The organism is Paenibacillus mucilaginosus 3016, from assembly GCF_000250655.1.
In the GTDB taxonomy this organism is placed as follows: Bacteria; Bacillota; Bacilli; order Paenibacillales; family NBRC-103111; genus Paenibacillus_G; species Paenibacillus_G mucilaginosus.
The window spans coordinates 6,088,428-6,113,904 of sequence record NC_016935.1 but is presented as its reverse complement, the minus strand read 5'-3'; the positions used below and the strand labels follow the sequence as shown (position 1 = coordinate 6,113,904).

Sequence of the window (25,477 nt, the reverse complement as noted above, 5' to 3'; positions counted from 1 at the left end):
CAGCAGACAGGCTGCCATTATGAGAACGGGAAAGGTGAGTATAAGCGATGAACAAACGTCTGGTTTTCATTACAGTCGGCTTGGTGCTCATGATGTTCGCCGGGTTTGAAGTGAAACACCGGTTCAGCGCGGAGCAGACCTTCAGCGGCAATGAAATACGCTATGGAACTTCCGGCACGGCAGACGTCTACGAGCTGCAGGGCCGCCTCAAACATCTCGGTTTCTATAAAGGAGCAGTGGACGGCGATTTCGGCTACAACACGCTCAAATCCCTCAAGTGGTTTCAGTCCGAGTTCGGGCTGAAGGTCGACGGCGTCGCCGGCGGCAAGACGAAGCTGAAGCTGTATGAAGCCACGAAGGACTGGAAGCCGACGGCGGCCGACCTGCCGCCATGGGTTGTGAAGGGCGGCAAGGCTGCCGCAGGCGGAGGAGCAGCGGCAGGAAGCGGAGGCGGAGGCGGAGGCGGCACATATAAAACGACGGCCGCCGGCATGACGCAATCCACACGGCTCGGCCTGTCCAAGCAGGACCTGGACATTATGGCCAATGCCGTACACGGGGAAGCCCGCGGGGAGCCTTATATCGGCCAGATTGCGGTTGCGGCCGTCATTCTCAACCGTGTCAAGAACCCGAGCTTTCCGAACACCGTCTCCGGGGTTATATTCCAGCCCGGCGCCTTCACGGCCGTTGCGGACGGCCAGATTTGGCTAACACCGAACGAAACGTCGCGCAAAGCGGTGCAGGACGCGCTGAACGGCTCCGATCCGACGGGCGGCTGCATCTACTACTTCAATCCCGTCACAGCTACCTCGAAGTGGATCTGGACGAGACCTCAAGTAAAGACGATCGGCAAGCATATTTTCTGTAAATAACTACTAGGGTAGAAGTAACCGGCGTACTGCGGTTGCTTCTTCTGTTTATGGAGGAATATAATAACAGAAAGGCAGGAGAAGCATTCATGAGGGGAGTTGTATCGGCTTTGAAGCAGATCCGATTTGAACGGGGAACGCTTGGCCCTGTGCGTGTTCATGTGTTACCCACCGAGCAGTTCAAAACGTTTGCCGTCTCCGTTTATGTCGGCAGCCCTTTGCAGGAGGATACGGTGACTCCCACGGCGCTGATTCCGTTCGTGCTGCGCCGCGGCAGCCGTACATATCCCGAAACGAAGCAGTTCCGTGAGCGGCTTGATGACCTGTACGGCGCAGGCTTCGGCTTTGATGTCTACAAGCGGGGCGACTACCAGATGGTCCAGTTCCGGATGGATGTCATCCAGGATGCTTTCGTATCAAGCTCCGAGTCACTGCTGGAGGGCGCGCTGCAGTTTGTCGGTGAAGCGCTCACGAAGCCGGCGTTCGAAGGCGGTACGCTCATTCCAAAGTATATCGATTCCGAAAAGCAGACGCTGCGCAAGCGGCTCGAATCCATCGTTAACGATAAGATCCGTTACGCCGCGGAGCGCTGCATTGAAGAGATGTGCGAAGGCGAGCCGTACCGTTTCCATCCGCTGGGCCGGATAGAGGCGCTGGAGGCCATCGAGCCCGCCGGCTTGACGGAGCGCTACCGCCAGTGGCTGCAGTCCTCGCCGATCGATGTGTACGTCGTCGGCAGCACGACGCTGGAACAGGTCATGGGCCTGCTGGAGCGCAGCCTCGACCTTGGCGGCGGAAGCCGGCCGGGTGACTATGCGATGAAGTCGGGGCATCGTGAGGTTACGCAGGTCAAAGAGGTCGTCGAACGGCTCGACGTCAACCAGGGCAAGCTGAATATGGGGCTTCGCGTACCTACGTCGTACGGGGATGCTTCCTATCCGGCTTCCCTCATGTATAACGGAATTCTCGGCGGCTATCCGCATTCGAAGCTCTTCACGAACGTCCGCGAGAAGGAAAGCCTGGCTTACTATGCCTCTTCGAGGCTTGACGGGCACAAGGGCATTCTGACCATCCAGTCGGGCATCGAGATCGGCAACTATGAGAAGGCTGTCCAGATTATCAAGGAACAGCTCAAGGCGATGGAGGAAGGGAATATTTCCGCAACCGAGCTGCAGCAGACCAAAGCGATGATCACCAGTCATCTGCGCGAGCTGCAGGATTCGGCCTTCGAGATCATTGCCTTTGATTTCAATAACCGCCTATCCGGCGCCGACCGCTCCGTGCCGTCCCTGATTGAGGCGGTGGAGAGCATCACACCGGAACAGATCCAGGAGCTTGCACGCCGGGTGCAGCTCGATACGGTATACTTCCTGCGCGATAACAAGGGGGGCGAATAAGCATGCAGACGATCCCTTATCCTCACGTCAAAGAAACGCTGTACACCGAGAAGCTTCCGAACGGGCTGACCGTGTTCGTACTGCCCAAGGAAGGCTTCCAGAAGACGTATGCCACCTTTACGACCAAGTACGGCTCCATCGACAACCACTTCCAGGTGGAAGGGGGAGAGGAGCGCCGCGTGCCGGACGGCATTGCGCACTTTCTCGAGCATAAGATGTTCGAAGAGCCGACCGGGGACATCTTCTCGGTCTTCGCGGCGCAGGGCGCTTCGGCGAATGCCTTCACGAGCTTCGACCGGACGGCCTACCTGTTCTCGGCCACCGAGCACATCCACGAGAACCTGACGACGCTGCTCAACTTCGTGCAGAACCCTTACTTCACCGACGAGAACGTCGAGAAGGAGAAAGGCATTATCGGGCAGGAGATCAAGATGTACGAGGATAATGCGGACTGGAGAGCCTACTTCGGGCTGATCGAGACGCTCTACCACAACCACCCAGTGCATATCGATATTGCCGGCACGGTGGAGTCGATCGGCGAGATTACGAAGGATATGCTCTACGAGTGCTACCGCACATTCTACCACCCGAGCAATATGAGCCTCTTCATTGTAGGCGGCGTGGATCCGGGGGAAGTACTGGAGCTCGTACGCAGCAACCAGGCGGGCAAGAAGTTCCCGCCGCAGGGGGAGATCCGACGCTATTTCGACAACGAGCCCCATACGGTCAAAAACGAGCGCAAAGTAACCGTTCTCCCCGTCTCCCTGCCGAAATGCCTCTTCGGGTGCAAGGAGCCGGGACAGCCGCGCCGCGGCCGGGAGATGCTAAAGCGCGAGCTGGCGATGAAAATCGTGATGGATGTGCTCGTCAGCCCGAGCTCCGCGATCTACCAGAAGCTCTATGACGAGGAGCTCATCTCGGATAACTTCGGCTCCGAGTACAATATCGCCGAAGGCTACGGATTCTCGGTTATCGGCGGCGATACGAAGGATCCGGAACGCCTGATCGCACGGGTGAAGGAAGAGATTGATGCCGTGAAGGCGTCCGGCATTGCCGCGGCGGACTTCGAGCGCAGCAAGCGCAAGAAGATCGGGGCGTTCCTTCGCCAGCTTAACTCGCCCGAGGCGATCGCCAACGAGTTCACCAAATACCGGTTCAAGGATTCCGATCTGTTCGATATTCTGCCGGTGTATGAAGAAATCACGCTTCAGGATGTGGACGCCTGCCTCCGCGACCACTTCGACTGGAGCCGTCTAGCCGCCTCGGTCGTTACCAGCCGTGGAGACGGGGCCTAACGGGTTCAAGCCGTTCACGGAGCAGACGGTCCTCGTTACCGGAGGCAGCCGGGGGATCGGAGCGGCCATTGCGGGCCGCTTCGCTTCCGTCGGCATGAACGTGGTCATCCACTACCTGCAGTCGCATGAGGCCGCCAATGAGACGGCCCGCAGCTGCATGAAGTCGGGGGCCCGGGTATTGACGGTAACGGCGGACCTTCGCTCCAAGGACGGCATTGAACGCATGCAGGACAAGCTGGCGCAGCATGACATGTATCCGGATATTCTGGTGAATAACGCGGGCGTCTCCCACTACGGCCTGCTGTCGGATGTGACCGAAGAGCAGTGGGACGAAATCATGGGTATCAATTTGAAAGGGACCTTCCTGATGACGCGGCAGTTCATGCCGCGGATGATTTCCCAGAAATACGGCCGCATTATCAACGTGTCTTCGATCTGGGGCATCTCGGGCGCCTCCTGCGAGGTAGCTTACTCGACGGCCAAGGGAGGGATCAACGCCTTCACCAAAGCGCTGGCGAAGGAGCTGGCTCCCTCCGGCGTGACGGTCAATGCCGTAGCTCCGGGCGCGGTGGATACGCTGATGATGTCGGGCTTTGACGAGCAGGAGAAGGCGGCGATGGAGAACGACATTCCGGTGGGCCGCTTCGGCAAGCCCGATGAGATCGCTTCCCTGGTCTACTTCCTGGCGCTTCCTGAATCCGGGTATATTACCGGCCAGATCATCTCGCCGAACGGCGGGTGGCTGACCTGACGGACCGCATAATGATCGCTCCTTTTGCGAATAGTAAGCTTGTAATGAACCTATAAGCCCAAGGAGGAGTTGCGATCATGGCTACAGTCCTGAAGGTGTTCGACCGTTGGAAAGAGTTTCTCGGTGAGCGTGTGGAGCAGGCTGAGAAAGCCGGGATGAGCGAAGAGCTGATCTCGAAGCTCGCTTTCCAGATCGGTGAGTTCCTGTCCGACAAGGTCGATCCGGAGAACAAGGAAGAGCGCGTGCTCAAGGAGCTCTGGGATGTTGCGGACGAAAATGAAAGAAGAGTCATGGCCAGCATCATGGTGAAACTGGCCAAAGCCAACAACTAATTATAGCTGCCATTGTGTGAGCCTCCTATCAGGGAGGCTTTTCATGCTTTTTTCTGGTATACTGTTCAAGAGATCAATGAGTGGGATAGGGATGAATGAAACGATGCAGGACATGAAACAGCACCGAACCGGCATCCGAAGTTGGAGCCGGGTGTTACAAAAAGCCGTGATCGGTGTAAGTATGTTAGGGGTTTTGGCCCTGGCCCCGGGGTGCGGCAAGAGCATCCCTGTCATTGAACCGGCACTGCTCGAGAAGAAGGCCTCGCTGCTCGTCGTAACCGGCCCTGCGCTGGCCGAAGCGGACAAGGCTTCGCTCCAGACAGCGCTCACCCAGTGGCAGAACACTAAGCACCTGTCCTACGAATGGGTGCAGAATGCCGACAGCAGCGCGACCTGGACCCCCGATCTGATCGCGAAGACCGGAAGCCGGAACTACGATTACATTGTCGTCGCCGGGCACGACCTCGCGCGAAGCGCCCTCACCGCGGCACAGCAGGTGACCCAGCGCAAATGGCTGCTGCTCGACGACGGGCTGACCCGCGATACCGTACAGGTCAGCGGAGACCATATCCAGATGAAGATGGTGCAGGATGCCGAGTTCCGCGCCCTGTGGGATCCTTGGGTGAAGGAGCAGACGAAGGCGGGACGCACGATCGAGTGGGTTACGACAAGTGCATATCCGGTACCGGGTGAATGGGCGCCTTCCGAGGAAGCCGAGTATATTTCGCTCTCCGACGCGGAGGGGTGGTACGGCCAGTTCCAGCATCAGGTCAGGCGTCACGGTCCGGACTGGATTGCGGTGTACGCTCCAATGGACAGTGCCGCCGTGCAGCGTATGCGCAGCCTGCAGATTCCTGTGATGAATATGGGCGGCACGACCGTGCAGCTGCAGTGGAACGGCATTCTAACGCTTCTTCAGGGAGCGATCGACGGCCAGGCGTGGACTCCGGGCATTCAGCCTTATACGGAGAGCGAAGCGAGGATCGTCAAAAATTAATCCGAAAATACCGCCCCAACCGGGGAGGAATGAATCGAATATTGTAGAAATGATTCGGGACCCCAATCATGAACAGAACGGAGCTTAGATGCAATGACGATGGAATCGAATGAAATCAAGCAGTGGTACATGGAGTACAAGATACATAAGAACCGTCCCGGCCTGCTCGGCGACATCGCCTCCCTGATGGGGATGCTCGATATCAACATCGTGACGATCAACGGTGTCGAAGACCGGACCCGCGGGATGCTGCTGCAGACCAAAGATGAAGAAAAAATTGAACTTATGGGTAAAATGCTCAAAAAAGTGGATAATATAACTATAACGGCTCTTCGCACGCCGAGACTGGTTGATATTCTGGCCGTCCGTCACGGCCGTTATATCGAACGGGATTCCGATGACCGCAAGACGTTCCGGTTTACCCGGGACGAGCTTGGGCTGCTGGTCGACTTCCTCGGTGAGCTCTTCAAGCGCGAAGGCAATCAGGTGATCGGTCTGCGGGGAATGCCGCGGGTAGGCAAGACCGAATCGATCATCGCGGGCAGCGTCTGCTCCGGCAAGCGCTGGACCTTCGTGTCTTCGACTCTGCTCCGCCAAACGGTGCGCAGCCAGCTGTCCGAGGACGAAATGAACGCCAATAACGTGTTCATCATCGACGGCATCGTCTCGACGCTGCGCTCCAACGAACGGCACCATTCGCTCATGCAGGAGATCATGGCCATGCCTTCGACCAAAGTGATCGAGCATCCGGATATCTTTATCCGGGAGTCCCAATTTACATACGAGCACTTTGACTGCATCGTGGAACTGCGCAACAATCCCGAAGAAGAGATTTCGTACGAGGCGTTCACCGGGGGCTTCGACGATTACTAAGCCCTGCCGCAGGCACGCTCCGGGTTCCGATAACACATATAGGGGCGGCGGATTGGACGCCGCCCGGCAACATGAAGGGAAGGGGTGACCCCATGTCTGAATTAGGCCAGCTTCTGAAGAAAGCCCGTCTGGATAAAAAAATATCGCTGGAAGATCTGCAGGAGACCACCAAAATCCGCAAGCGTTATCTCGAGGCGATCGAGGACGGCAATTATAAAGTGCTGCCGGGCAACTTTTATGTCCGCGCCTTTATCAAGAGTTACGCCGAGGCGGTGGGACTCGAACCGAACGAAGTGCTGAGCATGTACCAAAGCGACATTCCGGCCGCCGAGCCTGAACATATCGAGCCGATCCGCAGCAAGCGGACCTCCCGCAACTCCGAGAGGTTCAGCAAATGGGCGTCGAGCGCCATGCTGATTTCCTTTGTCGTTCTCATCTTCGGCCTCGGCTATTATTTTGTGAGTAAAAACTACGAAGGCACGAGCGGGGCAAGCGAGGATCTGCCGGCCCGGATCACCGATGATGCCGCGCCTCCTCCGGCTGCTCCGCAGCCCGGTACGGAGAACGGGAATGTGACGCAGAATGCGGCAGGAGCTGTACCTGCACCCGCTCCGGCTCCCACGCCTGCACCGAATCCGGCTCCGACGCCCGCGTCTGCCGCCGAGGTGAAGCTGGCGAAGAGCGAACGGGGGACCGATTTTTATACGGTAACGGGCACGGACAAACTCTCCATCCAGATCACGATCAAGGGCGACGCCTGCTGGCTTGAAGTCGATCAGCTTCAGGGCGGCAAGCGCACAACCGTCGACCAGGGAACATATAAGAACGGGGAGACGAAGACGTACGAGCTTACGACTTCGGGCTTTCTGATCTTCGGCAAGGCAAGCGCGGTCGATCTGGTCGTCAACGGTACGCCGGTGGCTGTCGGCGACGTGGCGAACGTGAAGAAGATCCAGCTCGATTTTGCCCAGGCTTCGGCCGCCACTCCGTAACGCAAGCAGCGAAGAACCCCAAAAGGACACCCAAGACACGCGGACGCTTTGTGCTGAAGGTGTCTTTTTGTCTAGCTTAAGAAGGGGTTGTGAAAAAAATACCCATAGATTCGACGAGTTGTAAGTAAAGTAACCGGCTCTGCCGCAAGCAATGATTTTATGCCAACTTAGGGTGGCTGGAAAATAAAATGATTAAGCCTCCAGTTCAATTACCCGGAGGCTTTTTGACGTAGCATTATTGGTTTTAAACAAGGTTGGTATCCTAACACTTCATTTTGAGGTTTTTCTTCATGATTAAATTTGTACGTTGTTTTACCTCTAAGGATGTTCGAAGTGTCACTGGATTCATGGAACATTTCGGGTTAGTGCATTTACGTGACCGAACCCATTTTAGTTGTACTCTCTTTCGGTCAATTTTGCCCCAACGGTTGGCTGCCAGAAATAGTTTATACCGTTGCCGTAATAGTGCAGTCCCACACCTAACTTTTAATTGGAATGAAACGGTAATAGATCGTCCTATCGGCCGCCTCTTTTTCTTCAGAGAAGGACGCTTGCTTTTTCGCAGCTTCTTTTTGCTTTTATGTCGTGTATGTGGGTCATGATTATTAGGTAACGACAGATTCACAACGACATGTTCATTAGCGTTCAGTGTAATCGGCTCACTCGTTACGGATAATGTATGCTCAATGGTCTTCATGCTAAGTCTCGACCTGAACGGTTGCTTTTACTCGATACGTTCCCGCTGGCAGGTCGCCGAAGCCATAAAATCCACCGGCGTTAGTCCTTGAGATATCTACTATAGATTCAGTGCCGTTGGCAATTGTGTAGAGCGCTACGATTGCATTGGGAATCGCATTATTCGTTCCGCTATCGGTAATAATCCCACTAATCGTGCCAGTTAATTGGTCTGGGTCGGCTGGCAGGATAAGATCTAAAGGGGTATAGTCCCGATTGGTCAAGTCTGTTGAAGCACTTTGGTTGGATAAATAACCGGCCTTACTTGCTCTTATAAAAAAATTACCCGAATCTAAATCGGCGAATAAATATTGTCCTTCAGAATTGGTTGAAACAATGCCTGCCAGCAGCTGTGACGCCCCAATTGTTTGAAATAGCTCTACTGTAGCATCACTGAGCGGCTCTCCCCCGACAGTCGTTCGCACTGTTCCGAATATAGCGTTTTTCTGTCCGTTCGGATCAGTTTGCATAATAATTTCAACTTCGGCTGTACGATTCCTTAAGACTGCAATAGACGTTCGGACAGGTGTTAAGTAGGTTGGTTCCATTGCGGTGATAAAGTAAGATCCCACAGGCACTCGAGGGAAAATAAACCGTCCGGCAGCATTACTGCTTGTATGTTCAAACGGCTCACCAGTCTGCGTGAAAAGCATGACTGTTGCAGAGGGAACAGGGGTGCCATTCCCAAGCCGCACAATTCCTGAAACAATCCCTGTGTCAGCATCGGGCGCAGCCTGAAGCGTCATATTAACCGTTTCCTCTTCACGTCCGTTCAATTCGATCAACGGACTGGGGCTGAGCGTATAACGATCTGTTATCGCCACGATACCGCCTCCTTAAGTAATTCTCTGTATAACTATCCTATGCAGGGGAGCTCTTTGCCCGAAACGGTTAAACGTCTAATCAGAGAAGAACAACAACAAACTGCGAATGCAGCGCCTCATCGGGAACGCGGTCGCAGCATGATCACCGCGGCGCTTGTTGACGATCCGTGACGTGTCCCTGCAAATACTCGGTACCGATCAGAAACTTTATTTTGAGACTGGCAGGGATCTGAATCCAAGCATTTTAATAATCCCAAAATCAGGGTAGAATGAGAATTGAGAGAAATATGTTTCAGAGTGAAAGAGATTGAGTTAATTAACGGATTGTATATGCTCACATGCGCGCTCACAAAACCCAAAATCACCCCATGAAAATAATGCACTCTCAAAAATACTTTCAATATTTATAAGGAGTTTAAAATACCCTGCGGACTGTTCGCATCATTGGGATTATTTTGTTAGAATGAAATGGAACTGAACGGAAAAGGAAGGATGCATGAGCATGAGCAGCGAGAATTCATTTGATATCGTATCGAAGCTGGATATGCAGGAGATGAACAACGCCATCAACCAGGCGGAGAAGGAAATTGCGACCCGCTTTGATTTCAAGGGCAGCAAGAGCAGCATCACCCTCGACAAGGAAGAGCTTGTCGTGGTGTCCGATGACGACTTCAAGCTTCAGAACGTGCTGGATATTCTTCAGTCGAAGATGGCGAAGAGGGGCATCTCGCTGAAGAACCTCGAGTACGGCAAGGTCGAGGGCGCTTCTTCCGGCACCGTCCGCCAGCGGATCAAGGTGAAGCAGGGAGTAGACCAGGACAACGCCAAGAAGATCAACATCATGATCCGCGATTCCAAACTGAAGGTCAAAAGCCAGATTCAAGGCGACCAGATCCGGGTGACGGGCAAGAGCAAGGACGATCTGCAGGCGGTGATGGCGATGCTGCGCAAGGCGGACCTGCCGCTGGACCTGCAGTTTATCAACTTCCGTTAAAGGACCCGGGTGCGGGGCGGAGGGGGAGGAACCTGCCGGGGCAGCTGCCTCGGGGGCTCCTCCTTCCGGTTTTGACACCTTTTGGGAGCCTATATTATACTGGGTATTACCATTGTTTTACTTGTAAACGAATCGGTTGCCCTGAAAGAGAGACGCAAACGCGACAGCTTGGAGGAAAGTTATGACGGAGAAAGTAAAAGTGGTCACGCTCGGCTGCGAGAAGAACCTGGTCGACTCTGAGATCATGTCGGGACTGGTGCATGAGCGCGGATACTCGCTGGTCTCGGAGAAAGAAGAAGCCACGATCATTATCGTAAATACGTGCGGCTTCATCGATGCGGCGAAGGAAGAGTCGGTCAATACGATTCTGGACATGGCGGAGCTCAAGCAGACCGCCAATCTGAAAGCGCTGATCGTCTCGGGCTGTCTCACCCAGCGTTACAAGGAAGAGCTGCTGAAGGAGATGCCGGAGATCGACCGGGATCGTCGGCACGGGGGATTTTCACAACATCAACCAGATCATCGACGAAGCGCTCCAAGGAAGCAAGCCGGTGTATGTCGGCAACCCGGTCTTTAACTACGAGCAGAAGCTGCCCCGCAGGCTGACGACGCCGCGCTATACCGCTTACGTCAAAATTGCGGAAGGCTGTGATAACGCCTGTACGTTCTGTTCCATTCCGATCATGCGCGGCAAGTTCCGCAGCCGCAGCATGGAATCGGTCCTGGAGGAAGTGCAGCAGCTGGCGGCGCAGGGCGTGAAAGAAATCTCGCTGATCGCCCAGGATTCGACCAATTACGGTACGGATCTCTACGACGGCTTCAAGCTTCCCGAGCTGATGAACCGCGTCAGCGAGGTGCCGGGCATCGAGTGGGTGCGCCTTCACTATGCGTATCCGGGCTTCTTCACGGATGAGCTCATCGATGTTATCGCCGATAACCCGAAGATCTGCAAGTATATCGACATGCCGCTGCAGCACAGCTCCGACAGCATTCTGAAGCGGATGCGCCGTCCGGGCCGCCAGCGCGATGCGCGAGAGCTCATTAAGAAAATCCGCGAACGGATTCCGGGCGTCTCGCTGCGCACCTCGCTCATCGTCGGCTTCCCCGGCGAAACCGAGGAGGATTTCGAGAATCTGAAGTCCTTCATCCAGGACGTGCAGTTCGACCGTCTCGGCGTCTTTACCTACTCCAAGGAAGAGGATACGCCGGCCTCCCGCCTGCCGGATCAGGTTCCGGACGAGGTGAAGGAATACCGGGCGAACGTGCTGATGGAGATTCAGCGCGAGATCTCGAGCAGCCGGGGCAGCGGACGGATCGGACAGGTCATCGACGTGCTTATCGAGAAGTACGACGGGCGCAACGACGTCTATGTGGGCCGTTCGCAGTTCGATGCGCCGGAGATTGACGGCGAAGTGTTCGTAGGGGGAAGGGAACTGGCCATCGGCTCCATCGCGAAAGTGAGGATCACCCATTCCTTTGAATTTGACTTCTCCGGGGAGGTCGTAGCGTAATGAACCTGGCCAACAAGATTACCCTGGCCAGAATTTTTCTGGTGCCAATCATCATGCTGTTCCTGCTCATCAACGTCAAGTTCCCGCATGTGCGCATCGAGCAGTTCAGCATCACCTACAACCAGATTATCGCCGCCCTGATCTTCATCGTGGCGGCGAGCACCGACTCGCTGGACGGGTATATCGCCAGGAAGCGGAAGCTGGTCACGAATCTCGGCAAGCTGCTGGATCCGCTGGCCGACAAGCTGCTGGTATCGGCGGTGCTGATCTCACTCGTCGAGATGGACAAGGTCGATGCCTGGATTGTCATCGTCATCATCTCCCGTGAGTTTGCCATCACGGGCCTGCGGCAGATCGCCCTGCTGGAGGGCGTGGTTCTGGCGGCCAGCAAATGGGGCAAATGGAAGACAGCGGCCCAGATTACGGCCATCATTGCACTGCTTATCAACAATTTTCCGTTTGCGCTGATCCAATTCCCGTTCGACCAGATTGCGAGCTGGATCGCCGCCATCATTACGATCTATTCGGGTATCGACTATTTCGTCAAGAACAAGCATGTGATCAACTTCAGCGATCAATAACTGCAGGAGCACGTATCCCGCCGAAACCGGAGGCCATCTGACTATGAAAGCAGAGATCATTGCCGTCGGTACCGAGCTGCTGATGGGCCAAATCGTCAATACGAACGCACAGTACATATCCAGAGGCCTCGCCGACATTGGGGTGGGAGTCTATTATCAGACCGTCGTCGGCGACAATGTAGACCGGATCAAAGAGACGCTGGCTGTTGCGAAATCCCGCGCCGACCTTATCATCTGCACGGGGGGGCTTGGCCCCACACAGGACGACCTGACGAAGGACGTGCTGGCCGAGGTGCTGGGCCGGAAGCTGGTGATTCACCAGCCTTCTTACGACTACATGGAGAACCTGTTCCGTACCCGGGGCATCACCATGGTGGAGAGCAATATCCGGCAGGCTTACATGCTGGAAGGCACAGACCCGCTCCCCAATGACACGGGCCTTGCCGTCGGCAACGCCGTAACACAGGACGGGACGCACTATATTCTGCTCCCGGGCCCGCCCAAAGAGATGAAGCCGATGTTCGATACCTATGTGATTTCCTGGCTCACGGACCGGATGGGCAGCGTGCAGCCGCTGTTCTCCACGATGATGAAGTTCGCCGGCATCGGGGAGTCCTTCCTGGAGCATGCGCTGATCGATCTCATCCAGGCCCAGACCGATCCAACGATCGCCCCTTATGCCAAAGAGGGCGAGGTCGCCCTGCGCCTCACGACGCGGGCCGCTTCGAAAGAGCAGGCGACGGAGAAGCTGTGGCCGCTCGAGCGGGAGATCCGTACCCGGCTCGGGGATCATGTCTACGCTTCCGAGGACATCACGCTGGAGCTTGAGGTGCTCCGCCTGCTGACCGCCGCGAACAAGACGCTGTCGGTCGCCGAGAGCTGCACAGGCGGCCAGCTCAGCGATCTGCTGACCGCCGTGCCGGGCGGCTCCCATTCGTTCGCCGGCGGGGTCATCTGCTATACGAACCGGGTGAAGAACAAGGTGCTCGGCGTGCCGATGGAGCAGCTCGAAGGACCGGACGCCCCCGGGGCGGTCAGCGAGGAGACGGCAAGGCTCCTTGCCGAGAACGTAAGGAAGCTGGCGGATGCCGATTATGCGCTCTCCCTGACGGGCGTAGCGGGGCCTGCCGAGTCCGAAGGGAAGCCGGTCGGCCTGGTCTACGTCGGGATTGCCGAACGGGATGCGGAGACCGAAGTGGTCACGCTGAATCTGTCCGGCAACCGGGAGACCATCAAGCTGCGGGCTTCCAAAACCGCACTCTACCACCTTTGGAAAAAGATCAAAATCTAGTTGCTAACACAGGTAAAATCAAGTATAATAGGTTGTAACGGAAGAACCGTAACATTTCTGAATGTCGTGTTACGGTTTTTCTTTTGCACCACGACCGAATGTATGTTCGGGAATGCTTACCGCACTTTCGTTTATAAATCACCTGCGGGTGGTACTTAATATGAAAAAAGGACGTGATTTGTTTGGCAGATCGTCGCGCAGCACTGGAGAACGCCCTCCGTCAAATCGAGAAGCAGTTCGGTAAAGGGTCCATCATGAAACTCGGGGAATCCACCCACATGCAGGTGGAGACCATCTCGAGCGGCTCCCTGGCCCTGGATATTGCCCTTGGGATCGGCGGCTTTCCGCGCGGTAGAATTATCGAAGTCTACGGACCGGAATCCTCCGGTAAGACGACGGTGGCGCTGCATGCCATCGCGGAAGTACAGAAGAACGGCGGTACGGCCGCATTCATCGATGCGGAGCATGCTCTGGATCCGCTGTATGCAAGCAAGCTCGGCATCAACATCGACGAGCTGCTGCTCTCCCAGCCGGATACCGGCGAACAGGCGCTTGAGATCGCCGAGGCGCTCGTGCGCAGCGGCGCGGTAGACATTATCGTTATCGACTCCGTTGCGGCGCTCGTGCCGAAGGCGGAGATCGAAGGCGAGATGGGGGATTCCCACGTCGGTCTGCAGGCCCGTCTGATGTCCCAGGCGCTCCGGAAGCTGTCCGGTGCGATCAACAAGTCGAAGACGATCGCGATCTTCATCAACCAGCTCCGTGAGAAGGTCGGCGTCATGTTCGGTAACCCGGAGACCACGCCGGGCGGACGCGCCCTGAAGTTCTACTCTTCCGTACGTCTGGACGTGCGCCGGATCGAGACGATCAAGCAGGGGAACGACATGGTCGGTAACCGCACGCGGATCAAGGTCGTCAAGAACAAAGTCGCGCCTCCGTTCAAGCAGGCGGAGATCGACATCATGTACGGGGAAGGCATTTCCCGTGAAGGCAGCATCGTGGATATTGCGACCGAGATGGATGTCATCCAGAAGAGCGGCGCATGGTACTCTTTCAACAACGACCGTCTCGGCCAAGGCCGCGAGAACGTCAAGCAGTTCCTCAAGGAGAACCCTCAGGTAGCCGAGGTCATCGAGAAGAAGATCCGCGAGAACAGCAACCTGACCGCCGTGGTCGGTCCGAATACGGATGACGAGGAAGAAGACGAAGAATTGGCACTGTTCGAGCAGTAAGATCTGCCTGCTCCAAGGGATGACCTTTGGACGGCGGTCGGCCACGCTCAGATCAAGCCGGGGCAAAGCACCTTTACTCCGAAGGGGTAGGTGCTTTTTGCCTTTTTCGATGGAGGGGAACCCGTGGAAGAGAACAACGGCACGAATGCAAAGGGAATGGATGGGAACGAGGAGCAAGCCCCGCCCCAGGGGGGGATCATTACCAAAGTGGAACAGCAGAAGCGGACGAAGAACCGCTACAACATTTACATAAACGAAGCGTTCGCCCTCTCGGTGCATGAGGATGTGCTGATCCGCCACCATCTGCTCAAAGGGGCGGAAGTCGACACCGAAACACTGGTCCGCATTCTGTCCGAGGAGGAGAAGAACAGGGCTTACCTCGATGCGGTAAGGCTGCTCTCCAGCCGTCTCCGGTCGGTGCACGAGATCCGCAGCCGGCTCAAGCTGAAGGGCTACGGTCCGGAGCTCATCACCGGAACCGTCGACAGGCTGCGTCGGGAAGGCTATCTGAACGACGCGGAATTCGCGCAAATGCTGACGAAGCAGCGTATCGTGTCCCAGAAGAAGGGGCGCCACTTCATCAAGCAGGAGCTTCAGCAGAAGGGGATCGCCAAAGAGGAGATTCAGGAAGCGATTGCCCAGGTCGACGAAGAGACCGAGTATGAGATGGCCCGCCAGCTGGCGGAGAAAAGGTATGCGGGCGAGATGCGCAAGGACCCGCTGAAGGCCCGCCGCAAAATCGCCGGGTTCCTGCAGCGGCGCGGCTACCCGGGTTCTGTCGTCAGCCGGGTGCTGAGCGGACTGCCGCGGCATACCGATGAAAGCGAGTGGGAGGAGCCGGAGGAATCCGGCGATCCATGGGGTACACCTTGACAAGCTTCTTAGCCAAAAGCTAAAATAATCATGTATATTCATTATACGCCAAGAATCCGCCCTAACAGCCCAGGGAGGATTCGAAAGTAAAATCGCCAATTTTTACTTTTTTCTGAAAGGTTGCCGCCTGCCCGGCGCATTCTTTCAGCAGTCCGCGGAGGCGCTCCGAACTTCCGGTTCATGGAAAGCCCCAGGCATCCCATGCTAGCAGAATGGATTAAAAAACCACATTATCCCAAGCTTACCCCTTGGAGAAACAACGAGGGAGGTGAACTGGATGGACCCAGTCCTCACGATCTTGATTTCTCTCTTAGTTGGTGCTCTTGGCTTCGGGATCGGTTATTTTATCCGCAAGTCCCTTGCAGAAGCGAAAATCTCAAGTGCTGAATCAGCTGCCGCACAGATCGTTGAAAATGCTCGCAAAGAGGCGGATGCACTGAAAAAAGAGACGGTTCTCGAAGCGAAAGATGAAATTCACAAGCTGAGAACCGAAGCTGAAAAAGACATTCGTGAACGTCGGAATGAAACACAACGACAAGAGAGACGATTGTTGCAAAAAGAGGAGTCGCTGGATAAAAAATTAGAATCTCTCGAGAAAAAAGAAGAGCAGGTCGCCAACAAAGAGAAGCGAATCGAGGAAACCCAGGCTCAAATTGATCAGATCTATAAAGATCAGGTTTCCGAGCTGGAACGGATTTCGGCTCTGACCATGGAGGATGCGAAGAACATCATCCTGACAAACGTGGAACAAGAGGTTCGCCACGAAACCGCCCAACTCATTAAGGAAATCGAGCAGCAGGCCAAAGAAGAAGGCGACAAGAAAGCACGGGAAATCATTACGCTGGCGATTCAGCGCTGTGCCGCAGATCACGTGGCAGAGACGACTGTATCCGTTGTAGCGCTTCCTAACGAAGAGATGAAGGGCCGGATCATCGGCCGTGAAGGCCGCAACATCCGGGCCCTCGAAACATTGACGGGGATCGATCTCATTATCGACGATACGCCGGAAGCGGTCATCCTGTCGGGCTTCGACCCGATTCGGCGCGAAATTGCCCGCACCTCGCTCGAGAAGCTGGTGGCGGACGGCCGGATTCACCCGGCTCGCATCGAAGAAATGGTCGAGAAGTCCCGCAAAGAAGTGGACGAGCGGATCCGCGAATACGGCGAACAGGCCACATTCGAAACCGGCGTACACGGACTGCACCCGGATCTCATCAAGATTCTGGGACGTCTCAAGTTCCGTACAAGCTACGGCCAGAACGTACTGAAGCACTCCATGGAAGTCGCTTACCTCGCCGGTCTGATGGCAGGAGAACTCGGAGAAGACGTGACATTGGCGAAGCGTGCCGGGCTTCTGCATGACATCGGGAAGGCGCTCGACCATGAAGTCGAAGGCTCCCACGTGGAGATCGGCGTCGAGATCGCGAAGAAGTACAAGGAACACCCGGTGGTCATCAACAGTATCGCCTCGCATCACGGCGATACCGAAGCTACCTCGGTCATCGCCATGCTCGTCGGCGCTGCAGACGCCCTTTCGGCCGCAAGACCGGGAGCCCGCCGAGAGACGCTCGAGACGTACATCCGTCGTCTGGAGAAGCTCGAGGAGATCTCGGAATCGTTCGAAGGCGTCGAGAAATCGTACGCCATTCAAGCCGGCCGCGAAGTCCGCGTCATGGTTCAGCCCGAGAAGGTGGACGACACCGAAGCGTTCCGTCTGGCAAGAGACATTACCAAGAAGATCGAAGGGGAATTGGATTATCCCGGCCATATCAAAGTCACGGTTATCCGTGAAACACGCGCCGTGGAATACGCCAAATAACCGCATACTTCACCTGAGAGAAGTGGCCGCGCGGCCACTTCTCTTTTGTTCTCGTACGGGGACTCTCGCATTGCGCCCGCCCCTGCGCCCCCATCCCTGGCAGCCGAGGCTGAAGGCCCGGCGATCCAGTGGTTGGCCGCCTTAGGCTCCTTAGCGCACGTAGGAGTCAGTCCTCGTACCGCCGCACCCGTGCTTGAGCCCTGCATCCCTGGCAGCCGGGGCTGAAAGCCCGGCGATCCAGCGGATGGCCGCCTTAGGCTCCTCAGCGCACGTACTGACACCCAAGGCACCGCTCAGCCAAGAGCTTTGACCCGGAGGGTCAATGCGGCTCCACCGTCACAGGCAGCTCCCCAAGCGCCCACATATCACCATGCTCGAGTATAGGGCAGGGAGCTGCGAGAGAACACTTCATGTAAGCGTGTCTGCCGGCTAAGGTGCTTCAAGGCGTGGGCGAAGCCATCATGCCTTGAAGCACCAGCGTGGCAAGACGAAAGCGATCCAACCGCGTTCCTCCCATCAACGCCGGCCCCGTCCCTCCTTCGCGCCCTTCCGGGGTCCAGGGGCGGAGCGCCCGGTCCTCCCCCTTCTCTGGAGAAGGGGGAAAGAGGGGGGATGTAGAAAAACTTTAAAGGAGAATAACCCCATATGAGATTATTATTCATCGGTGACATTGTAGGCTCCGTCGGCCGCAAGGCACTCAAGGCTTGTCTGCCGGGCCTCAAATCCAAATACAACCCGACGTGGATCATTGCCAACGGCGAGAACGCGGCGGCGGGCCGCGGCATCACGCAGGCCATCACGAAGGAACTGTACGAGATGGGCGTGCACGGCATCACGATGGGCAACCACACGTGGGACCAGAAGGAGATCTTCGACTTCATCGACAAGGAAGAGCGGATGGTCCGGCCGGCGAACTTCCCGGCGGGCACACCGGGCCGCGGCATCATGTACATCAAGACCAAAGAGGCCGAGCTCGCCGTCATCAACCTCCAGGGGCGTACCTTCCTCCCGCCGCTCGACTGCCCGTTCGAGAAGGCCAGCGAGCTGGTGGCACAGGCGAAGAAGCGCACGAAGTACGTATTCGTCGACTTCCACGCCGAAGTGACCTCCGAGAAGCTCGCCATGGGATGGCATCTCGACGGGAAGGCATCCGCGGTGGTGGGCACCCATACGCACGTGCAGACGCATGACGAGCGCATCTTCCCGCAGGGCACAGCCTACGTGACCGATGTGGGCATGGTGGGGCCGCGCGACGGCATCCCTCGGCATGGAGCGGACCGCCGTCATGAAGAAGTTCATGACCCAGCTGCCGATGCGGTTTGTGGTGGACGAAGGCAAGTGGCATTTTCACGCGGTGGTCATCGATCTCGATCCGGCTACGGGACTCGGCCGCAAAATTCAGCTGATTCGCAAGGACGAAGATGCGGTAATGTTTGAATAACGAGAGGGAAGCCGGTCTATATGTGAATTGACGAAAAATTCAAAACTTTTCGAACATACTCTCTTCGGACAGAAGGAATTAACTTTAAATTCCTAGAATATGATTAATACCGGAAGCAATCATCATTCCCGAGGAGGTACTTTCATGGAAGTATTAAAAGTTTCAGCAAAATCCAATCCAAATTCCGTAGCCGGCGCATTGGCGGGGGTGTTGCGTGAACGCGGGGCTGCGGAGCTCCAGGCCATCGGGGCAGGAGCGCTCAATCAAGCAATCAAAGCAGTAGCTATTGCACGAGGATTCGTTGCTCCCAGCGGGGTTGATCTGATTTGCATACCGGCGTTTACCGATATTGTGATCGATGGGGAAGACCGGACCGCCATCAAATTGATTGTGGAGCCGCGCTAATCCGGCGAGGGCGGCTGCTCTGTTCCGTGCCGTACGGCTGGTTCCATCTCGCAGTATCTCTGACCGAATGATGCCGCTATTGTTCATACTTCCTCTTACGACGAAAGATAATCTACCTCATCCAAGTACCCGAAACGTCCTGTTTACTCCGTAGACAGGTTTTTTGTTCTGTTCGCCTATCCTGCGGTATGACGAAGGGAGACCGGGAACCCCATGAAAACCCCTGTGATCGACGGCCACTGCGACGTCCTGCTCAAGCTGTACAACAACCCTGCGATCGACTTCCACGACCCGAAGGAGGGCCGGCTGGACGTCACCTATTCCCGGCTGCGCGGCTCCCATGTGAAGCTGCAGTTTTTTGCAATCTACCTGCCCGAACGTATAACGGAGGCGCGATTTGACCATTACTTGGAGTATATCGACATCTTCCACAGGCAAGTGGAGCGCCAGGGCAAGCTCCGGCTGGTGCGCACCCGCCTAGATCTCGAGGAAGTGATGGGAGGGCAGGAGATCGGAGGGCTGCTGACGCTCGAAGGAGCGGATGCGCTGAACGCTTCTCCCCTCTATACCCGAATCTTGTACCATCTGGGGGTCAGGCTGATCGGACCGACCTGGAATTACGGCAACTGGGCCGCCGACGGGATTCTGGAGCCGCGCCGGGGAGGGTTCTCGAGGAAGGGAAAAAGCTTTATTAAAGATTGCGGGGATTTGGGCATTCTATTGGATGCGTCCCACTTGTCCGTAGCCTCGTTCTGGGACCTGGCCGCAAGCTCGCCGCGACCGTTCGTCGCCACTCATTCCAACGCCAAAGCGCTGTGCGGTCACCCGAGGAATCTCGACGACCGGCAGCTCGAAGAGCTTATCCGCAGGGACGGAAGGATCGGGGTCACGTTCGTACCCTACTTTGTCGAGAGCGGGAAGCCGGCCTCGATTGCGGGGCTGGTGAGGCATATCGACCATATCTGTTCCCTAGGCGGAGTAGACCGGGTGGTGCTCGGATCGGATTTTGACGGCATAAGCGAATGGATTCCGGGACTCGAGCACGCAGGGCAGTTTAACCGTTTGGAAGAGGAGCTCCGCAAGCACTATACAGAAGCTCAGGTAACCGGGTTTCTCAGCCGCAACTGGTATACCTTCCTGCACAGCCATCTGCCGCCGTTCTGATGGATCGTATTCCGATCCAAGATGCAAGAGCACCAAACTATTCTCATAGCGGTATGAATATGATCTAAATTAACTATCTTTCAAAATTGCCAATATCTCTTGCTTTTTACCTCTTGACATCATAAAATTTGTGAGACAACTGAAAGAGACATGAGCTCTTTCGGGGAGCTTTGGGGCTCAGCTGCTTAAGTCAGCGACATTCAAAAGGAGTGGACAACGGTGATTAGCCAATTATCTTGGAAGGTCGGAGGACAACAGGGGGAAGGCGTGGAAAGTACGGATAAGATCTTTTCCACGGCATTGACCAGACTGGGGTACTACCTGTACGGCTACCGTCATTTTTCCTCGCGGATCAAGGGCGGACACACAAACAACAAAATCAGAATCAGTACGAAACCGATTCGTGCCATTTCCGACGATCTCGACATCCTCGTCGCGTTTGACCAAGAAACCATCGATGTAAATGCACATGAGCTGCGTGAGAACGGCGTCATCATCGCCGATGCGAAAGTAAACCCGGTTGTTCCGGAAGGTATCAAAGCAAGACTGTTCCCTGTACCGATTACGGCAATTGCAGAAGAACTCGGCACGTCCCTGTTTAAGAATATGGCTGCTTCCGGCGCATCCTGGGCTCTGCTCGGCCTGCCGCTTGAAGTGTTTAATAAAGCAGTAGAAGAAGAATTCGGCCGTAAAGGCGCCGCTGTCGTTGAGAAGAACATCGAAGCGGTCCGCAAAGCCGCAGAATTCGTCCTGGAGCTCAACGGCGGTCCTCTGCCGGAATTCCAGCTCGAGCCTGCCGACGGCAGACAGAAGCTGTTCATGATCGGTAACGATGCGATCGGCCTCGGCGCTGTTGCAGCAGGCTGCCGCTTCATGCCGGCTTACCCGATCACACCGGCCTCCGAAGTTATGGAATACCTGATCAAGACGCTGCCGAAGTTCGGCGGTACGGTCATCCAGACCGAAGACGAGATCGCAGCATGTACGATGGCGATTGGCGCCAACTACGGCGGCGTACGCGCCCTGACGGCATCCGCAGGTCCTGGTCTCTCCCTCATGATGGAAGCGATCGGCCTGGCAGGCATGACCGAGACGCCTGTCGTTATCGTCGATACGCAGCGCGGCGGTCCAAGTACGGGTCTTCCTACGAAGCAGGAGCAATCCGACGTTCTCGCGATGATCTACGGCACGCACGGTGAGATTCCGAAGATCGTTCTCTCCCCGTCCACCATTGAAGAGTGCTTCTACGATACGATCGAAGCGTTCAACCTGGCGGAGATCTACCAGGTGCCGGTCATCCTTCTGACGGACCTTCAGCTGTCCCTCGGCAAGCAGACCGCCGAACCGCTTGACTTCAAGAAAGTCACGATCGAGCGCGGCACCCTCCAGCAGGGCGAACTGCAGCCGAACGAAGAGAACAAGCTCTTCAAGCGTTACGAGTTCACGGAGAACGGCATTTCCCCGCGTGTCATCCCTGGCCAAAAATATGGTCTCCACCATGTAACCGGCGTAGAGCATGACCAGGAAGGCCGTCCGTCCGAGAGCCCTGAGAACCGCAAGAAGATGATGGATAAGCGGATGAACAAGATCAAGACCGTATCGAAGAAGGTAACGGACCCGATCAAGGTGGACGCTCCTCACGAGAATCCGGATCTGCTCATCATCGGCATGGGCTCCACAGGCGGTACGATTGACGAAGCAAGACGCCGTCTGGATGCAAGCGGCGTGAAGTCGAACCACATCACGGTTCGCCTGCTGCACCCGTTCCCGACAGAAGAGCTTGCGCCGTATCTCGAGAAAGCCAAGCAAGTGGTGGTTGTTGAGAATAATGCCACGGGTCAACTTGCTTCCCTTATCAAGTTGAACGTTGGCTATGCCGATAAATTGAACAGCATGCTGAAATACAACGGTAATCCTTTCTTGCCTGCTGAAATCACTAAATATTGTCAGGAGCTGAACCTTGTATGGCAACGTTAAAAGATTTCCGTAACAATATCAAACCGAACTGGTGCCCAGGCTGCGGCGACTTCTCCGTCCAAGCTGCGATCCAAAGAGCGGCAGCCAACGTAGGTTTGGAGCCGGAACAGCTCGGCGTTGTTTCGGGGATCGGCTGCTCGGGCCGGATCTCGGGCTACATCAACGCTTACGGCTTCCACGGCGTACACGGCCGTTCCCTGCCGATCGCCCAAGGCCTCAAGATGGCGAACCGTGAACTGACGGTTATCGCTGCAGGCGGCGACGGCGACGGCTTCGCGATCGGTATGGGCCACACGGTCCATGCGATCCGCCGCAACATCGACATGACGTACATCGTCATGGATAACCAGATTTACGGTCTGACGAAGGGCCAAACTTCGCCGCGAAGCGCAGAAGGCTTCAAGACGAAGTCCACACCGTCCGGTTCGATCGAGTCCGCCCTGTCTCCGCTGGAAGTGGCACTCGCAGCCGGCGCAACCTTCGTGGCCCAGTCGTTCTCGAGCAACCTGAAGCAGCTGACGCACCTGATCGAGGAAGGCATGAAGCACAAAGGCTTCTCCTTCATTAACGTGTTCTCGCCTTGCGTCACGTTCAACAAAGTGAATACGTACGAGTGGTTCAAGGAGCATATCGTCGATCTGGAAGAAACGCCGGACTACGATCCGTCCAACCGTGTATCGGCTATGACGAAGATCATGGAGACTAACTCCCTGGTAACCGGCCTGATCTATCAGGACAAGTCCAAGAAAAGCTACGAGGACCTCGTTACCGGCTTCAAGCCTGAAGGTCTGGCAAAACAGAACATTGCCCTCACCGAGCAGGAATTTGAAAAATTGGTGGCGGAATTCAAATAATTTGTTGACAGTCTTCGAAGCATACGGCCCCGGCCGTATGCTTTTTGTCTTGGTTATGGGTATAATGGAATAGAAAGAAGCCAGTTGGCATAATAAGGAGAGAAACCATACTATGAAAAAAGTACCAGTAGGCGTATCCGCCAGACATATTCACTTGTCCGTTGATCATATCGCAGCTTTGTTCGGCGCCGGCTATGAACTCAAAGTGCTCAAGGACCTGTCCCAGCCCGGCCAATTCGCGGCGGAAGAGACGGTAGCGGTTATCGGACCGAAGGGCAAGTTCGACAAGGTCCGCATTCTGGGGCCGGCCCGCGGCAAAACCCAGCTCGAAGTGTCCCGCACGGATGCGTTCTCCCTGGGGGTTAACCCGCCGGTGAGAGAGTCCGGCAACATTGCAGGCACGCCGGGCATCAAGCTCGTCGGTCCGGCCGGCGAAGTGGAGATCGAAGAGGGGGTCATCGTAGCGGCCCGCCACATTCACTTCCATACGGAAGATGCGGCACGCTGGGGCATCCAGGACAAGCAGAAGCTGACGGTCCGCGTAGGCGGAGAGCGCGCTGTGATTTTCGAGGAAGTGGTGGCGCGGGTATCCGATCAATACGCGCTCGACATGCATATCGACACGGATGAAGCGAATGCAGCCGGCGTCAAGAACGGGGACGAGGCCGAAATTCTGTCTTAATCTTCCGTTTTCTTTTTGAAATGCCGGCTCGGTCAATGCTATAATGGAAGGGTTAATCACGGCATGGGCCGCACGGCTGGCTTCAGGAGGAAACGGAATCTATGACGACTCAATCGAAGGCTAAAGATTATTCGATATATTTTCAACCACCCTCTCTGAGTGACGCGAAAAAGCGGGGCAAGGAAGACATCACGGTGCATTACGACTTCAGTATCCCGGAGGAACTGCGAGAACTCGGGCGGGACAAGTATTATCTGATACAGACGTACGGCTGCCAGATGAACGAGCATGATACGGAGACGATCAAGGGGCTGCTCGAGGGACTGGGCTACCGGGCCACCGAAGACCGCAGGCAGGCGGACATCATCCTGCTCAATACCTGTGCCGTCCGTGAGAACGCGGAAGATAAGGTGTTCGGCGAGCTCGGCCACCTCAAGCACCTCAAGACCGAGAAGCCTTCCCTGCTGCTGGGCGTATGCGGCTGTATGTCCCAGGAAGAGGCGACGGTGAACCGCATTCTGAAAAAACATCCGTTCGTGGATCTTATCTTCGGAACGCACAACATTCACCGCCTGCCTTTCCTGGTTAAAGAAGCGATGTTCAGCAAGGAAATGGTCATCGAGGTGTGGTCCAAAGAAGGCGACATCATCGAGAACCTGCCGAAGAAGCGCGAAGGGCTCAAAGCCTGGGTCAACATCATGTACGGCTGCGACAAGTTCTGTACGTACTGCATCGTCCCTTATACGCGCGGCAAGGAGCGTTCCCGCCGGCCGGAGGATGTCATTGCTGAGGTGCGGGAGCTGGCGCGCCAAGGGTACAAGGAAGTGATGCTGCTCGGACAGAATGTGAACGCATACGGCAAGGACTTCGAGGATCTGGAGTACCGGTTCGGCGACCTCATGGACGATATCCGCAAGATCGACATTCCGAGAGTGCGCTTCACCACGAGCCATCCGCGGGACTTCGACGACCATCTGATCGAGGTGCTGGCGCAGAAGGGCAACCTGATGGAGCATATCCACCTGCCGGTGCAGTCGGGAAGCAATGAAGTGCTGAAGCGGATGAGCCGCAAGTATACCCGGGAGCAGTACCTGGAGCTGGTGGCCAAGATCAAGGCGGCCATTCCGGATGTCGTGCTGACAAGCGACTTCATCGTCGGCTTCCCGGGAGAAACCGAGGAGCAGTTCGAGGAAACCGTGGCGCTGGTACGGGAGGTCGGGTACGATTTTGCCTTTACCTTCATCTATTCTCCGCGGGAGGGCACTCCGGCTGCCGGGATGGAAGACACGGTGCCTCAGGACGTAAAAAGCCGGCGCCTGCGCAGGCTGAACGACGTGCTGAGCGAGAATATGAAGCGCAGCAACGAGAAGCTTCTCGGCCAGACCGTGGAGGTGTTCGTCGAAGGCGTCAGCAAGAACAATGACCGGGTGCTCGCGGGGCGGACACGGACGAACAAGCTTGTGCATTTTGAAGGCCCGGAGGAACTGGTCGGCCGGCTGGTACAAGTGCATATTACGGACGCACCGACCTTTTATATCAAAGGGGATTGGGTGCAGCAGGCCGTAGTACAATAAGAAAAAGTAGGGGC

At 56.0% G+C, this 25,477-nt stretch carries 21 protein-coding genes and 2 pseudogenes; 22 read left to right on the top strand and 1 reads right to left on the bottom strand.

What is annotated here, in order from left to right:
• The first annotated feature begins 47 nt into the window (after window positions 1-47).
• The 8 genes from sleB (at window position 48) to PM3016_RS24915 (ending at window position 7,506) form a co-directional block, all read left to right on the top strand.
• The gene (sleB, locus tag PM3016_RS24950; RefSeq protein WP_014371399.1) at window positions 48-872 is read left to right on the top strand and encodes a spore cortex-lytic enzyme; all 825 of its coding nucleotides are present in this window, start codon (window positions 48-50) and stop codon (window positions 870-872) included.
• 86 nt (window positions 873-958) lie between these two features.
• Window positions 959-2,266, top strand: a complete 1,308-nt coding sequence (yfmF, locus tag PM3016_RS24945; RefSeq protein ID WP_013919426.1) for an EF-P 5-aminopentanol modification-associated protein YfmF — start codon at window positions 959-961, stop codon at window positions 2,264-2,266.
• A 2-nt stretch (window positions 2,267-2,268) separates the two neighbouring features.
• A complete protein-coding gene (yfmH, locus tag PM3016_RS24940) occupies window positions 2,269-3,561 on the top strand; it encodes an EF-P 5-aminopentanol modification-associated protein YfmH (RefSeq protein ID WP_014371398.1) in 1,293 nt (430 codons plus the stop codon).
• A complete protein-coding gene (gene ymfI, locus PM3016_RS24935; RefSeq protein WP_013919424.1) occupies window positions 3,545-4,312 on the top strand; it encodes an elongation factor P 5-aminopentanone reductase in 768 nt (255 codons plus the stop codon). The genes yfmH and ymfI overlap by 17 nt, the downstream gene beginning before the upstream one ends.
• 77 nt (window positions 4,313-4,389) lie before the next feature.
• Entirely contained in the window at window positions 4,390-4,644 is a 255-nt protein-coding gene (locus PM3016_RS24930) for a DUF3243 domain-containing protein (protein WP_013919423.1), read from the top strand.
• 103 nt (window positions 4,645-4,747) lie between these two features.
• Window positions 4,748-5,641 carry a hypothetical protein gene (locus tag PM3016_RS24925; protein WP_238540322.1) on the top strand — a complete coding sequence of 298 codons (894 nt, stop codon included), beginning with the start codon at window positions 4,748-4,750 and terminating at the stop codon, window positions 5,639-5,641.
• A gap of 99 nt (window positions 5,642-5,740) precedes the next feature.
• Window positions 5,741-6,514 (top strand): DUF3388 domain-containing protein, encoded by a 774-nt coding sequence (locus tag PM3016_RS24920; protein WP_041617955.1) that lies wholly within the window; start codon window positions 5,741-5,743, stop codon window positions 6,512-6,514.
• A gap of 92 nt (window positions 6,515-6,606) precedes the next feature.
• Window positions 6,607-7,506: a helix-turn-helix domain-containing protein gene (locus tag PM3016_RS24915; RefSeq protein WP_013919420.1), complete on the top strand. Its 900-nt coding sequence runs from the start codon at window positions 6,607-6,609 to the stop codon at window positions 7,504-7,506.
• Between the two features lie 698 nt (window positions 7,507-8,204).
• Here the strand turns inward: PM3016_RS24915 and PM3016_RS24910 are convergent.
• On the bottom strand, window positions 8,205-9,065 hold the full coding sequence (locus PM3016_RS24910) for an MSCRAMM family protein (RefSeq protein WP_014371396.1): 861 nt from the start codon (window positions 9,063-9,065) through the stop codon (window positions 8,205-8,207).
• 502 nt (window positions 9,066-9,567) lie between these two features.
• Between PM3016_RS24910 and PM3016_RS24905 the strand changes: the two genes are divergently transcribed.
• The 14 genes and pseudogenes from PM3016_RS24905 (at window position 9,568) to miaB (ending at window position 25,463) form a co-directional block, all read left to right on the top strand.
• Window positions 9,568-10,059: a YajQ family cyclic di-GMP-binding protein gene (locus PM3016_RS24905; RefSeq protein ID WP_013919418.1), complete on the top strand. Its 492-nt coding sequence runs from the start codon at window positions 9,568-9,570 to the stop codon at window positions 10,057-10,059.
• Between the two features lie 181 nt (window positions 10,060-10,240).
• Window positions 10,241-11,570 (top strand): annotated as a pseudogene (rimO, locus tag PM3016_RS24900) (30S ribosomal protein S12 methylthiotransferase RimO).
• Complete coding sequence (gene pgsA / locus PM3016_RS24895; protein WP_013919416.1) at window positions 11,570-12,151, top strand: CDP-diacylglycerol--glycerol-3-phosphate 3-phosphatidyltransferase; 582 nt, start codon at window positions 11,570-11,572, stop codon at window positions 12,149-12,151. The pseudogene rimO and the gene pgsA overlap by 1 nt, the downstream one beginning before the upstream one ends.
• 43 nt (window positions 12,152-12,194) lie before the next feature.
• Window positions 12,195-13,442, top strand: a complete 1,248-nt coding sequence (locus PM3016_RS24890) for a competence/damage-inducible protein A (protein WP_013919415.1) — start codon at window positions 12,195-12,197, stop codon at window positions 13,440-13,442.
• 182 nt (window positions 13,443-13,624) lie between these two features.
• Window positions 13,625-14,674 carry a recombinase RecA gene (recA, locus tag PM3016_RS24885; protein ID WP_014371395.1) on the top strand — a complete coding sequence of 350 codons (1,050 nt, stop codon included), beginning with the start codon at window positions 13,625-13,627 and terminating at the stop codon, window positions 14,672-14,674.
• A 123-nt stretch (window positions 14,675-14,797) separates the two neighbouring features.
• Complete coding sequence (locus PM3016_RS24880) at window positions 14,798-15,547, top strand: regulatory protein RecX (RefSeq protein WP_013919412.1); 750 nt, start codon at window positions 14,798-14,800, stop codon at window positions 15,545-15,547.
• A gap of 277 nt (window positions 15,548-15,824) precedes the next feature.
• Entirely contained in the window at window positions 15,825-17,366 is a 1,542-nt protein-coding gene (gene rny / locus PM3016_RS24875) for a ribonuclease Y (protein WP_013919411.1), read from the top strand.
• A gap of 645 nt (window positions 17,367-18,011) precedes the next feature.
• Window positions 18,012-18,807, top strand: a pseudogene (locus tag PM3016_RS24870) (TIGR00282 family metallophosphoesterase).
• A gap of 144 nt (window positions 18,808-18,951) precedes the next feature.
• Complete coding sequence (locus tag PM3016_RS24865; RefSeq protein WP_006286829.1) at window positions 18,952-19,212, top strand: stage V sporulation protein S; 261 nt, start codon at window positions 18,952-18,954, stop codon at window positions 19,210-19,212.
• 213 nt (window positions 19,213-19,425) lie between these two features.
• A complete protein-coding gene (locus tag PM3016_RS24860) occupies window positions 19,426-20,376 on the top strand; it encodes a dipeptidase (protein ID WP_013919409.1) in 951 nt (316 codons plus the stop codon).
• A gap of 219 nt (window positions 20,377-20,595) precedes the next feature.
• Entirely contained in the window at window positions 20,596-22,353 is a 1,758-nt protein-coding gene (locus tag PM3016_RS24855; protein WP_014371393.1) for a 2-oxoacid:acceptor oxidoreductase subunit alpha, read from the top strand.
• Window positions 22,341-23,207: a 2-oxoacid:ferredoxin oxidoreductase subunit beta gene (locus tag PM3016_RS24850; protein WP_014371392.1), complete on the top strand. Its 867-nt coding sequence runs from the start codon at window positions 22,341-22,343 to the stop codon at window positions 23,205-23,207. The genes PM3016_RS24855 and PM3016_RS24850 overlap by 13 nt, the downstream gene beginning before the upstream one ends.
• A gap of 112 nt (window positions 23,208-23,319) precedes the next feature.
• Window positions 23,320-23,889 carry a phosphate propanoyltransferase gene (gene pduL, locus PM3016_RS24845; protein WP_014371391.1) on the top strand — a complete coding sequence of 190 codons (570 nt, stop codon included), beginning with the start codon at window positions 23,320-23,322 and terminating at the stop codon, window positions 23,887-23,889.
• Window positions 23,890-23,990: 101 nt separating this feature from the next.
• Window positions 23,991-25,463: a tRNA (N6-isopentenyl adenosine(37)-C2)-methylthiotransferase MiaB gene (gene miaB, locus PM3016_RS24840; RefSeq protein WP_014371390.1), complete on the top strand. Its 1,473-nt coding sequence runs from the start codon at window positions 23,991-23,993 to the stop codon at window positions 25,461-25,463.
• Window positions 25,464-25,477 lie beyond the last annotated feature (14 nt).